Raw genomic sequence first — 12,824 nt, forward strand, 5'->3', positions numbered from 1 at the left:
GTCGACGCTACGTAAAATGTATGGAAAGTTATGGAAAAACTTTCATTGTTGACTGTCTGATGTACGCGTATACAGGAGGTGGTAACATGATAGAAGTTCTAACTATGGCAACCATCATTGCTCCAGTCACTGCAGCACTTGTCCAGGCGATTAAAACTTCAAAAATCGTGAAGAGAAAATTCTTACCATTAATCTCCGTTTTAATCGGAATCGGTATCGGTGCATCGGCTACATTCTTGGATACAGAGCTCATGATCCGAATTTGGGCTGGAGGCATAAGCGGGCTAGCTGCAACAGGATTATTCGAGCTTAGTAAAAAGGTGTAGATGGTAGAGAAGGAGATGGCTGACAGCCATCTCCTTTTATTATGGTCTTCGAAAACCCTCGGCTACGCCGGGGGTTCCGTAGAGCTTCTAGCGTGGGGTCAAAAAAGGCCTCCTTCATGGTAAAATATGGTTGGTTTCCCGACCACCAGATCTCACCAAAGAAGGAGGCGCGTCCCATGCAGGACAAGAATAGTTTAGCACATACGCAGTGGAGATGTAAGTATCACATTGTTTTTGCACCAAAATACAGGAGACAAATTATCTACGGTAAGTATAAAAGAAGTATCGGACAAATTATAAGAGAGCTCTGCGAAAGGAAGGGGGTTGAGATACACGAGGCAAATGCATGTAAAGACCATATTCATATGCTGGTAAGTATTCCACCTAAATTAAGTGTGTCTCAATTCATGGGTTATCTAAAAGGAAAAAGTAGTTTAATGATTTTTGATCGTCACGCGAATTTAAAGTATAGATATGGTAACCGCAAATTCTGGTGTCGAGGTTACTTTGTAGATACAGTGGGCCGAAATAAAAATCAAATTCAAGAATATATAAGGAATCAGCTTAAAGATGACTATATGAGTGATCAATTAACGTTATTTGAGGAATTTGATCCATTTACAGGAGAGAAAAATCAAAAAAGATAAGAGATTCTTTAGAATCAGTGAGTAAGTGTGGTGCAGAAGGGAAACCCATTCAGTGGGCCTTTTAGGCCGAGGCCGGTAATAGAGGCTTTCAGCCGCAGATCAAACCACCAGTTCACACTGGTGGTTTTGATTTATTTTAACGAAAACGTTGTCACATTTCTTTTTCCCTGTTATATTATATATTAATACCAAGTAAATCTATGTGAATAAGGTGATAAAGGTGCCTGAGCAATTTAATGAGTTATTCGATCAGTGGGCGGCGAGCTATGATGATACGGTGCATGGTAATGATGAAGAGTATAGAGATGTGTTTAAAAACTATGAAACTATTCTTGATGCAATCGTTCAACGCTCACATGGTTTTGTTGTCGAATTTGGAGTGGGGACAGGGAACTTGACAAAAAAGCTTATAGATAATGGATTGGAAGTCGTTGGAATAGAGCCTTCTACAAATATGCGGAAAATCGCACAATACAAACTGCCTGATGCTATCATTCAAAAAGGGAATTTCCTTTCCTTCCCTTCTCAGGAAAAGAAAATCGACTCAATTGTCAGCAGTTATGCGTTTCATCATTTGACAGATGAAGAGAAAGAACAAGCGATCCGTCACTATCGAGAAATCCTTAATAATGGTGGCAAAATCGTTTTTGGTGATACCATTTTTGAAAATGATGCGGCAAGGGAAGCAATTTATCTTCAGGCAAAAAACAATAATTATCACCGTTTGGCTGAGGATTTGAATACGGAGTTTTATACGACCATCCCCAAAATGAAACAAATATTGGAAAACAATGGCTTTACATCAAGCTTTGAACAGATGAATGATTTTGTTTGGATCATGGAAGCTAGATTAGTTGATTAAAGTATAGAAGGTAAGGAAGACAGGTGGGGAAAGCATGAGAATAAAACAAAAGTTAAACCAATTAGTTGGGCATACACCAATGTATGAAATTACTTGCTATGAATTGCCAGAACAAGTAAGACTTTTTGCAAAGTTAGAGTTTTTAAGTATTGGGGGCAGCATTAAAGATAGATTAGGTTTTTATCTCGTTGAACAAGCAATCGAGGAGGGAAAACTGCAGCCAGGAAGCACCATTATTGAGCCGACAGCAGGGAATACCGGAATCGGATTAGCGCTTGCAGCAATTCAATATGAATTGCAGGCAATATTCGTCACCCCTGAAAAATTCAGTGTGGAGAAACAGACTTTAATGCGGGCACTTGGAGCAAAAGTGGTGAATACACCAACAGAGCTCGGAATGGAACACGCTATTAAAAAGGCCAAAGAGCTGGCTGAAGAAATTCCCGATGCTTTTTTACCTAATCAATTTCATAATGAACATAATCCAAATACGTATTACAACAGCTTAGGACCTGAATTATTGGATGATCTTGATGGAAAAGTTGATGTCTTTATTGCAGGAGCTGGTTCAGGGGGGACGTTTACTGGTACAGCCCGCTATCTAAAAGAAAACAAACAACAAGTCAAAACAGTCATTGTAGAACCTGAGGGTAGCATTTTAAATGGCGGCAAACCTGGTCCCCATAAAACAGAAGGAATCGGAATGGAGTTTATCCCAAGATTCGTTGATACCGATTTGTTCGATGAAATTTATACGATTTCCGATGAACAGGCATTTACTAGAACAGCAGAAATAGCAAAAGCAGAAGGATTGCTTGTCGGAAGTTCTTCTGGAGCTGCATTGGAGGCTGCATTACAAGAAGCCAAAAATGCACCACCGGGAACAAATATTGTCACTATATTCCCTGATAGCAGTGAACGATACTTAAGCACAGGAATATACAAAGGAGTGGAATAGGATGAGAAAGAAAACAAGATTAATACATGGTGGAGCGGATATCGATAAAAACGTTGGTGCCATGTCGCCACCGATTTACCAGGCAAGTACGTTCAAACAAAACGGTGTTGGTAATTTTACTTATGAATATGCCAGAACAGGTAATCCGACACGAGACGCCGTAGAAACGTTGATAGCAGACTTAGAAAAAGGAAAACGTGGATTTGCTTTTGCTTCTGGAATGGCGGCAATTGCGGCAGTAATGGATTTATTCCAAGCGGGAGATCATATCCTATTGACTGATGATGTCTATGGCGGGACGTTCCGTTACATGACAAAAATCTTAAACCGTCGAAATATTGATGTAGACTTTGTTGATTCAAGTGATTTGGACAAGGTGAGAGAAGGGATCCGCGAAGAAACAAAAGCTATTTTCATCGAAACACCGACTAATCCATTGCTGAAGATTACCGACATCAAGGAATTAGCAAACATTGCGAAAGAGAAAAACGTATTGCTGATTGCTGATAATACATTCAATACACCATACTGGCAAAACCCGATTGATCTGGGAGCTAACATTGTCGTTCATAGCGCTACGAAATATTTAGGGGGGCATAGTGACCTTGTAGCAGGACTTGTCGTCGTGGACGATGAAAAGCTTGGAGAAGAAATCCACTTTATCCAGAATGCTTCTGGTGGGGTATTGGCTCCAAATGACAGCTGGTTGTTGGTTCGCGGAATCCGGACATTAGGAATTCGTATGGAAGAAATCGAAAGCAATACCCAGAAGATTGTTGAATATCTAGTGGATCATCCGAAGGTCGGCAAGGTGTATTACCCAGGATTACCAGAGCACCCGAATCGTGATATCCATGCTAAACAATCTGGCGGGTTTGGGGGAATGGTTTCCTTCACCGTGGAGAGTGAAGAAAAGGCATTAGACGTATTAAATAAAGTTCGCTACTTCTCTCTAGCTGAGAGCCTAGGAGCCGTTGAAAGCCTCATTTCCTTACCGGCAAAAATGACACACGCTTCGATTCCAAGAGAACGAAGACTTGAATTGGGAATAGAGGATGGCTTGATTCGAATTTCAGTAGGTTTAGAAGATGTAGAAGATCTTATTGAGGATTTGGAGCAGGCTTTACAGTAAATAAATGAAAATTGACAGCTGCCTTCGTCGCTTGGATGGAGGCAGCTTTTTGGTCTGTGAAAATGAAAGAATATTGAGATTTATGATATAATAAGTTGGACAGCTTTAATAAAGAGGGGGGTGAAAAATGAGAGTTATTAAACGCTGTAAAAAATCTAGAGAATTAGTGCTCTTTGAATTGCTGAAAGATAGAAAAGAATTAACAACACGGGAAAATCATTTTTATGATAATCTAAAAAAAGGTTATGAAGGTGAAATGCAATTCTCCAAACTTATCGAACAATCAGAGGGGAATGGCCTCGTTTTATATGATTTGCTTTTTGAGTCAAAACAGACGACTTTTCAAATTGATAGTTTAATTGTGACAGCGTCTAAAATCTATTTGTTTGAAGTGAAGAACTATAATGGAGAGTATTATTTTGAAGGTGAAAAGTTTTATAAGAAACCACGTTTTGAAGTCGTTAACCCCGCATCAGTTAAGCAGAACTGAATCTCTTCTTCGGCAACTGCTCCGGAGTATTGGCTCCAACAAGTCAATTTCTTCTTTTCTCGTATTTATCCATCCTAGTTTTATCCTATATCAAGCACCAATTGATAAACCGATCATATTCCCCAATCAAATAAAAAAGTATCTTGATTCAATTGGCAATGAAAACCAAAGGTTAAGTGAAAATGACGGAAGATTTGTCAAAAGATTAATTAGCTTAAGTAATGACAATTCACGCTACCAACAACTCCCTAATTTTGAATATCAAGATTTGAATAAGGGAATTACCTGTGCAAACTGTAGAAGACTGTTTGTCCACATTGTTAAACGAAAGTGCATTTGTGATGCTTGCGGTCATCAAGAAAATGTTACAGGTGCGGTTTTAAGAGCTGTAGATGAATTTAAGATTTTATTTCCCGATAAGAGAATAACCACAGTTCAGATACATGATTGGTGCCAAATTGTAGGTTTTCGGACAATACGTAGAATTTTATCACAACATTACAAAGCTGTCGGAACTGGAAGATGGACCTATTATATAGACTCTAATAAGGCATAGCTTTTCTGATGCTATTTTTTCTAAGGACATGAATGAGTTTGGGGTCACTCTCTTCATGTCCTTATTTCGATTCTAAAGACATGAATGAGTTTGGGGTCATTCTCTTCGTGCACTTATTCCGGTTCTAAGAACATGAATGAGTGGCAGGGATAATCTTTTCATGTCCTTATCCCGATTCTAAGAACATGAATGAGTGGCAGGGGTAATCTCTTCATGTCCTTATCCCGGTTCTAAGAACATGAATGAGTGGCAGGGATAATCTCTTCATGTCCTTATTCCGATTCTAAGGACATGAATGAGTGGTGGAGACAATTCCTTCATGCTCTTAAACCGATTCTAAGGACATGAAAGAATAGTAGAGACAATCTCTTCGTGCACTTAACTCGATTCTAAGGACATGAATGAGTAGTAGAGACAATCACTACATGCACTTAACCCGACTCTAGTTATATTCTTTTATAAAAAAATACACATACCAGACATACTATTACGTTCTTAATATTACTCTATGGTCATTTCCTTGACACTCTCCAACCAATCTGGCATCCTATTAATTGAATACAATAAAATAATACAATAATTACTACTAGGGGTGCCCTATAATGGGGGCTGAGAGGAAAGCCGGTATGCTTTCCAACTCTTTTGAACCTGATCTGGGTGATGCCAGCGGAGGGAAGTAGTCTGGAATGTGTTTGCCTTATACTAGACTTTCGATTGTCAGGTTCATTAATTTGGACCTGGCATTTTTTATTTGAAAAGTAAAGACAAAAAGGATGGAGGCAGAATCATGACGAATATTTCATGTGCATTAACAATAGCGGGGTCAGACCCAAGTGGCGGGGCAGGGATACAGGCGGATTTGAAAACATTTCAGGAGTTGCAAACCTATGGTATGTCGGTGATCACGTCACTTACCGCTCAAAATACAACTGGTGTTCAGGGAGTGCATCATGCACCGATTGACTTCATCAATCAGCAAATTGAATCTATCACAAATGATATCCCAGTACATGCTTTTAAAACTGGCATGTTGGCAAGTGTTGAGGTCATGGAGACGGTCGCAAAACATGCAGCAAAGATTGATGCACCTTTTGTAATGGATCCAGTAATGGTCGCAACGAGTGGCGATCCGCTGATTGCTGAGGAGGCGCAAGACTATTTGAAAGCCCACTTACTGCCGTTAACAACTGTAGTGACACCAAATGTTCCAGAGGCAGAGACAATCACCGGGCTCACGATTCGTAATCTTAACGATATGGAAAATGCGGCTCGAATGATTGTGAAAAAGTTTGGTGCAAAATCTGCTCTCGTTAAGGGAGGTCATATTATTGATAAAGAGAAAGCTGTCGACGTGTTTTATGACGGGGAAAGCTTCCATCGCTTTACGAGTAAACGAATTTACACGAAAAACACGCACGGAACAGGATGTACTCTATCGGCAGCTATTACAGCTTATTTAGCAAAAGATTATCCAATTTTACAGGCGATTGAATATGCAAAAACATACATAACACAGGCAATCGAACATTCCTTGGATATTGGAGAGGGAAGCGGTCCAACGAACCACTGGGCACCAAGGATAAAAAAGGAGATGGAAATATCATGAACGAAAAAATCATTCAAAAAGTGCGAGAAAATATACCGTTAATTCATCATTTAACGAATGCCCCGACAATGAATTTTGTTGCGAATGGTACCCTTGCTTTTGGAGCAAGTCCAGTGATGGCTAAATCAATCGATGAAGCTGCGGATATGGCCAAGAATGCCGATGCGGTTTATATAAATATCGGTACAGTAGCCGCAGAAGATATTCCAGCAATGATAGCTGCCGGGAAAGCAGGAAATGAAAAAGGTATTCCAGTCCTTGTTGATCCGGTTGGGAATGCCGCAACTCCTTTCCGTTCCCAAGCTGTAGACAGGATACTGGCTGAAGTGAAACCGACTGTCATCAAGGGTAATGCTGGTGAAATCGCCCATCTTGCGGGAATGGACTGGAAAGTGAAAGGTGTTGATTCAGTCGGGGATGGAAATATTGAGGATGCAGCAAAACTTGTTGCTGAGAAATATGATACAGCTGTAGTCGTGTCTGGTAAAACCGATGTCATTTGTGTCGGTGAACGTATTTTTACCAATGATACCGGTCATCATTATCTAACACTTGTAACAGGAGGCGGATGTTTGCTTGGTTCGATTATGTGTAGTTGTTTATCTACGGATGACTCCATTGAGGAGCAGTTACTGACGGCTGTTGAGTTTTATGGCTTGGCCGCAGAATATGCAGTTGCCCAGGACCATGTAAAAGGACCGGGAACATTTATGGCTACATTTCTTGATGCACTTTCTATGGATACAGCAATACTAAAAGGAGAAAAACAACATGAATCCATTAACAGCTAAACTAAGAAAATACTTTGTGATGGGAAGCCAAGATTGTATCCGTGATCCAGAAGAGACATTACTAGAGGCAATCCAAGCTGGTATCACCACATTCCAATATCGGGAAAAGGGGCCAAATTCACTCAGTGGCGAAGCGGAAGTCGAGTTGGGAAGAAAACTGAGAAAAATATGTAAAGATCATGGAGTTCTTTTCATTATAAATGATAAGGTCGATTTAGCGGAAACCTTGGATGCTGATGGAATTCACGTTGGCCAAGGAGACGCACCTGTGGAAAAAGTAAGAGAGCAATTTCCAGATAAAATTATTGGACTCTCTGTCACCAGCGTCGATGAAGTGAAGAAAAGTCGAATCGACTTGGTCGATTATGTGGGGGCAGGCCCAATTTACGCCACACAAACGAAGCCTGGAAAGAAGCCTGCTGGACTTGCTTGGTTGCAAGACATCCGGAAATTGCATCCTGAATTACCAATCGTAGCGATCGGTGGTATAAAGCCGGAGAATGCTGATACGGTATTGGATGCAGGCGCTGATGGTTTGGCTGTTGTTACTGCCATATCTCATTCTGATCAGATTAAAGAAGCTGTACACAACCTATAAAACTAAAAAGCAAAACGAATGGCCACTCGTTTTGCTTTTTAGTTCTTGAAATAGAATATAGTAGTATGAAATAATGACATAATACTATATTCGAGGTGAAACTAGTGACTATACTATACAGCGGCCACTTGAAAACTAAACATAAAGATTTTGTTGTAAAGCGTTTGTCTACAAAATATATCTCTGACATCTTATTACTTCAAGATACTGTGATGGAGCAGTTGGAGGATAAAGCAAGTTTAGAAAAACTATCACAAGATGAATTCCGTAACATCCTTGAAGGAAACGGTTTGATGATTGGTGCATTTGTGGAAAACAAGCTTTTTGCGATCCGTGCACTATTAATTCCGCCAATTGATGATCATCATTTAGGTAGATTTGCAGGATTAACACAAGAGGAATTACCAAAAGTGATTTATCAGGAAGTTTCTCTCGTCCATCCTGAGTATCGCGGAAACAGGATGCAGCAGCAATTAGCTCACCTCATCATGAATGAACTGGAAAATTCTCAGCTAGATTTTCAATACGTTTGTTGTACAGTAGCCCCCTTTAATATTCCGAGTTTAAAGGATAAATTTAACCAAAGAATGAAAATTAAAGCTTTGGAAAAGGTCTATGGAGAAAAATTGCGCTATGTTTTTATAAAAGATTTACTGAAAGAGGATGAACTCGAAAGAGAAGAGAATAAATTCATTCCCATGGATGATATTGAAATGCAACAAAGACTACTTGCATCAGAATGGGAAGGAATTCAGTTGGTAGTGAATAAAGACAAGTTTTACATACAGTATACAAAGCGTCCTTAACAAGGAAACAGGAGAAAAAATTTAGAAAAAATCTTATAAGTCCTAAAATAAGCTACCATGATACTAATGGTAGCTTGTTTCATTTATTGATAAAGGAAAAAGGAGAATAGACCACAGAGAAAGAATATATTGTTAAGGGAGAGTTGAGAATCAAAAACGGAAATGGGGTAGTAAAATGAGTGGTCTCGTCAATAAGGGATTGGTGAAAGGTGCCGGCTTGATGAACATGGATAATCGGATCAATTATTTTAAAGTTGCACCTAAAGCATTGGAAAACATGCTGGAGATGGAGAAGTACACGAAGAAAACGGGAATAGATAAATTACTAATCGAACTTATCAAATTGCGGGTATCACAAATTAATGGTTGCAGTTACTGTATAAACATGCATACAAAAGCTGCTAGAAAGCGGAAGGCGACCGACGAACAGATAGCTCAGTTACAAACATGGGGCGAAACAGATATCTTTAGTCCTCAAGAAAAGGTTGCGTTGGAATTAGCAGAGCATGTTACTTTGATTTCGGAAAAGAGAGTTGATGACGAATTATATCAACGCGTAAGAGAACATTATGATGAAAAGGAATATGTAGATTTAATTGTAATCATTAATCAAATCAACATGTGGAACCGGCTGGCAATTTCAATGGGGAATACGGTTAAAGATTAGCTGATCCATAATACGTTAGGGGAAAAGAAATATTCTGGGTTATTACTGATTTAAAGTGATTGGACAAAAGGTGAGTAATACAAATCGGCTCTCCCTCACCTTTTATAAAAACCTCAAACTGTCCGCGTGAGGTTGTAACGATACATATCTATACTTTTGGTGGTCATTCGACAGGCGGGATGCTAGGTTTGAAATACGGCATCCATGCTCAAGGATCATTGAATAAAATGATCATAGGCGGGGCGTCTACATCCTATAAATATATGGAGCACCCAGATCGTAATATAAGGTTAGCCAGAAATTACTGGTTGACCTTTTTTTATAAGGTTTTATTATTACGGTAGTCGGGGTAGAACGTCGCACCCGTGGGACTAGATCCCGTCAGCTAAACTGTTCACCCCCTACTTGTATAAACATGTTTCAGGCTGGTTGGGACATTGAGATCCCGTTTAACAAGCGAACCTATGACATTACAAGAAGCCTTAGGGGATACCGACAATTTTATAAGCTAGGAGGAGATAGTCTATGAATCCAGTCATTGGTCTGGATGTTTCTAAAGGAGAAAGTCAGATTCAAGCATTTTTAGATAAAGGCAAACCTTATCGAAAGAGCTTTAGTATTAAGCATGATATTAAAGGGTTGGGGAATTTACTAGAATTCCTTCATGAAGTTGAAAAATTGGCTAACGGCAACCAACCTACGGTCGTCTTGGAATCAACTGGTCACTATCATTATCCAGTTACTCAATTTTTGGAAGAACAAAATTACGTTTATATTATTGTTAACCCTCTTATTTCACATCGGGCAAAAAGTTCAAGTCTGCGTAAAGTTAAAACAGACGCAATAGATGCCTATCATCTTTGTGAGCTGTTTTATAAAGAAGAGTTAGAGCCTTATAAAAAGCGAGGTATTCAACTTTTAAATCTACGCAACCTTACTAGACAACAAGAAAGTATTGCAGAAATCTCAGCCAAAGCTAAGCTGCAGTTACATTCCTTATTAGATCAGGTTTTTCCTGAATATAGGGGTGTATTTGGAAGCCTATATTCAAAGGTATCATTGCTTACTTTACTAGCATTCCCAACATCTGAAGCTGTATTAAGTGCAAGTGAGAGGGAATTATCAGAGAAGATTAGTGAATTATGTAAGAGTCGTTCCGAAATTTGGGCACAAGAAAGGGCAAAAAAGTTAAAAGAAGCCGCCCTTCGCAATCCATTTCAGAACAACCTGTATCAGAGTAATATCTTTAATCTTGAGATGTTAGTTCGTCTTGTACTTCAATACCAAGAGCATCTATCTAAGATTGCGACAGAAATAGATGCCCTCGCTAAAGAAGTTGAAGAATACCATCTCCTCCAATCTATTCCTGGAATCGGAGAAAAAATCGCTGCAACGATTATTTCCGAGATTGGAGAGATTAACCGATTTGATAGTGCCAAAAAGCTCGTTGCATTCGCTGGTGTGGATCCGAGTGTTTACTCTTCTGGTAAGTTTACAGCATCAGTAAATCGAATCACTAAACGAGGCTCGAATAGACTACGGCACGCTTTATATATGGCTGTTCAAAGTGGCATTCGTGATTCTCGTAAAAAGAAAACAACCGATGAAATCATAGCACGCAATAAGAGACTAAGAGAGTTTTATGATAAGAAACGTGAAGAAGGTAAACCCTTTAGAGTCGCCGTTATTGCATGCGTTAATAAGCTCTTACATTGGATTTACGCCTTACTAAAAAACAGAACCACTTTCCAAGATATAGCATAAAATCTATATCTAACTAAATATAACAAAACCTTCCAATCACTATGTAGTGGAGGGTTATTTGGCATACGTAATTTTAGTATATCATGAGAGAATTAATTTTTTTAGAGAAAAATATTGACAACTATTAGCTGGTTTAGCACAATAAGAGATTTTATAAATACCCCTTCATCCTAATTACTTTACCATCAACCTCTGGACCAATTTCTTTCATTCCATTTTTTCTATAAAAATTGATTGCTCCAGTGTTTGAGGGGGAAACTCTTAGATGATACTCACTAACTTTATTATTCTCAAAAAATTGTATTGCGTAGTCATGTAATTCTTTTCCTTTACCTTTTCCCCGCATTTCAGGAATTAAGTAATATAAATTTACATACCCAATTTTTTTACCTTCAAATTCTCGAATAGTTAACTCTAGTTGTCCAATATATTTACCGTCCTCTACAACTAAGACAAAGCCTTTTGAGAAATCCTTTATTTTTTCATCTAACCAACGTAAATACTCCTCTTCATCAAATCCCGAAGCATCTCCAAAACTTACTTTAAAAGAGTCTTTCCGAAATTCAACTACTTTATCTCGATCCTTCTTTATTTCAATTTCCTTGAATTCCACTTTATCCCCCCTAATAAAGTCTCTTTCCTTCTTCTTTGTTCACTAATGTACTCTATTAGATTATAGATTCTACAAAAAAGTGCTTTTATCCTTCATTCAGAATTGCACCCTTTAGTGCAATAAGAATTGAATTTTAGAGGTGTTTAAATTCAAGTTAGATAATTCAGGGGCTGGACAACCTTACAGACTTCACTTTCTTCAATAAATTTATTAACAATTGTTGAATGTGAACAACCCACTATAAATAGGATCCGTTCCTCCTGTATATTAATGAGACGTGTTAAATTTGAGAACATAATCAAATTCCTTTTGTACCACCAACTTAACCATTTCATACCAACATAATTGTTGAAGTCACCGATGCGTGCAATATTTACATACATCTTATGCAACGTATTAAGCCAAGAGGGGTCATTTAACTCTCTATAATAATCTAATATACTCGTATTATCCGTTAATTCTGGTATATAAATCCCATCGTAAATTTCACTAAAAAGTTCTGGTTGATTTTCTTTTGCCCACTTCTCCATATCTCCATATTCCATTCCAGCATTATCTATCCAATCTATCGGATAGATCTCTTCATGTTTCAACATTCTCCCTAATCGGAAACCAATTTGAAATATTTCATTCATTTCTAGGTTATATGTACCATCATTATATTTTCTATATTTATTATTTAATAGCTCGGTCTTATCAACTGCCATTTCAACAGCTATCTTTGTTGGTTTAAAACTTGCTAATTTAGATACTAAATCCTCAATTTCAATTTGCCTTTTTTCCGAATATAAATCTTCATGTTCAGCCATGTGAAAAGTTCCGAGTACAAGAACTTTTGCATTTTCACTTTTCAATGAAAAACCCTCCTTGTATACTGCCCTTTTCGTAATATAAGGTTAACCAGATATTTCTGGTTGACCATTTTTTATATGGTTTTATTATAACAGTAGCCGGGGTAGAACGTCTCTGCCCGTGGGACATTTGATCCCGTCAACTAAACCGTTCGCC

At 38.5% G+C, this 12,824-nt stretch carries 14 protein-coding genes and 1 riboswitch; of the genes, 12 read left to right on the plus strand and 2 right to left on the minus strand.

Annotated elements, in window-relative coordinates; genetic code table 11:
• Positions 1 to 86: 86 nt before the first annotated feature.
• From M3210_RS16540 to M3210_RS16595, 12 genes are all read left to right on the plus strand, one after another.
• Entirely contained in the window at positions 87 to 326 is a 240-nt protein-coding gene (locus M3210_RS16540; protein WP_251516714.1) for a holin, read from the plus strand.
• Positions 327 to 502: 176 nt separating this feature from the next.
• The gene (gene tnpA, locus M3210_RS16545; protein ID WP_251511490.1) at positions 503 to 973 is read left to right on the plus strand and encodes an IS200/IS605 family transposase; all 471 of its coding nucleotides are present in this window, start codon (positions 503 to 505) and stop codon (positions 971 to 973) included.
• Positions 974 to 1,193: 220 nt separating this feature from the next.
• Positions 1,194 to 1,835, plus strand: a complete 642-nt coding sequence (locus M3210_RS16550) for a class I SAM-dependent DNA methyltransferase (protein ID WP_251516716.1) — start codon at positions 1,194 to 1,196, stop codon at positions 1,833 to 1,835.
• A gap of 34 nt (positions 1,836 to 1,869) precedes the next feature.
• Entirely contained in the window at positions 1,870 to 2,793 is a 924-nt protein-coding gene (locus M3210_RS16555) for a PLP-dependent cysteine synthase family protein (protein WP_251516718.1), read from the plus strand.
• A gap of 1 nt (position 2,794) precedes the next feature.
• Positions 2,795 to 3,925 (plus strand): bifunctional cystathionine gamma-lyase/homocysteine desulfhydrase, encoded by a 1,131-nt coding sequence (locus M3210_RS16560; RefSeq protein WP_251516721.1) that lies wholly within the window; start codon positions 2,795 to 2,797, stop codon positions 3,923 to 3,925.
• 127 nt (positions 3,926 to 4,052) lie between these two features.
• A complete protein-coding gene (locus M3210_RS16565) occupies positions 4,053 to 4,415 on the plus strand; it encodes a nuclease-related domain-containing protein (protein WP_251516724.1) in 363 nt (120 codons plus the stop codon).
• Between the two features lie 1,134 nt (positions 4,416 to 5,549).
• Positions 5,550 to 5,663: riboswitch (TPP riboswitch) on the plus strand.
• A 95-nt stretch (positions 5,664 to 5,758) separates the two neighbouring features.
• On the plus strand, positions 5,759 to 6,577 hold the full coding sequence (thiD, locus tag M3210_RS16570; RefSeq protein WP_251516727.1) for a bifunctional hydroxymethylpyrimidine kinase/phosphomethylpyrimidine kinase: 819 nt from the start codon (positions 5,759 to 5,761) through the stop codon (positions 6,575 to 6,577).
• A complete protein-coding gene (gene thiM / locus M3210_RS16575; protein ID WP_251516730.1) occupies positions 6,574 to 7,368 on the plus strand; it encodes a hydroxyethylthiazole kinase in 795 nt (264 codons plus the stop codon). The genes thiD and thiM overlap by 4 nt, the downstream gene beginning before the upstream one ends.
• Entirely contained in the window at positions 7,349 to 7,966 is a 618-nt protein-coding gene (thiE, locus tag M3210_RS16580; RefSeq protein ID WP_251516733.1) for a thiamine phosphate synthase, read from the plus strand. Before thiM ends, thiE begins: the two co-directional genes overlap by 20 nt.
• Positions 7,967 to 8,070: 104 nt before the next feature.
• Positions 8,071 to 8,772, plus strand: coding sequence for a GNAT family N-acetyltransferase (locus M3210_RS16585; protein WP_251516735.1), 702 nt, complete (start codon positions 8,071 to 8,073; stop codon positions 8,770 to 8,772).
• Positions 8,773 to 8,998: 226 nt separating this feature from the next.
• On the plus strand, positions 8,999 to 9,439 hold the full coding sequence (locus M3210_RS16590) for a carboxymuconolactone decarboxylase family protein (RefSeq protein WP_251516745.1): 441 nt from the start codon (positions 8,999 to 9,001) through the stop codon (positions 9,437 to 9,439).
• Positions 9,440 to 9,964: 525 nt separating this feature from the next.
• Positions 9,965 to 11,203: an IS110 family RNA-guided transposase gene (locus M3210_RS16595; protein ID WP_251516737.1), complete on the plus strand. Its 1,239-nt coding sequence runs from the start codon at positions 9,965 to 9,967 to the stop codon at positions 11,201 to 11,203.
• A 151-nt stretch (positions 11,204 to 11,354) separates the two neighbouring features.
• Here the strand turns inward: M3210_RS16595 and M3210_RS16600 are convergent, their stop codons facing one another.
• Together M3210_RS16600 and M3210_RS16605 are read right to left on the minus strand one after the other, a co-directional pair.
• Positions 11,355 to 11,816, minus strand: coding sequence for a GNAT family N-acetyltransferase (locus tag M3210_RS16600; protein WP_251516739.1), 462 nt, complete (start codon positions 11,814 to 11,816; stop codon positions 11,355 to 11,357).
• A 149-nt stretch (positions 11,817 to 11,965) separates the two neighbouring features.
• Positions 11,966 to 12,670 (minus strand): DUF5694 domain-containing protein, encoded by a 705-nt coding sequence (locus tag M3210_RS16605; RefSeq protein WP_251516741.1) that lies wholly within the window; start codon positions 12,668 to 12,670, stop codon positions 11,966 to 11,968.
• Positions 12,671 to 12,824: the final 154 nt, after the last annotated feature.

Source organism: Oceanobacillus luteolus, from assembly GCF_023715655.1.
Lineage (GTDB): Bacteria > Bacillota > Bacilli > Bacillales > Amphibacillaceae > Oceanobacillus > Oceanobacillus luteolus.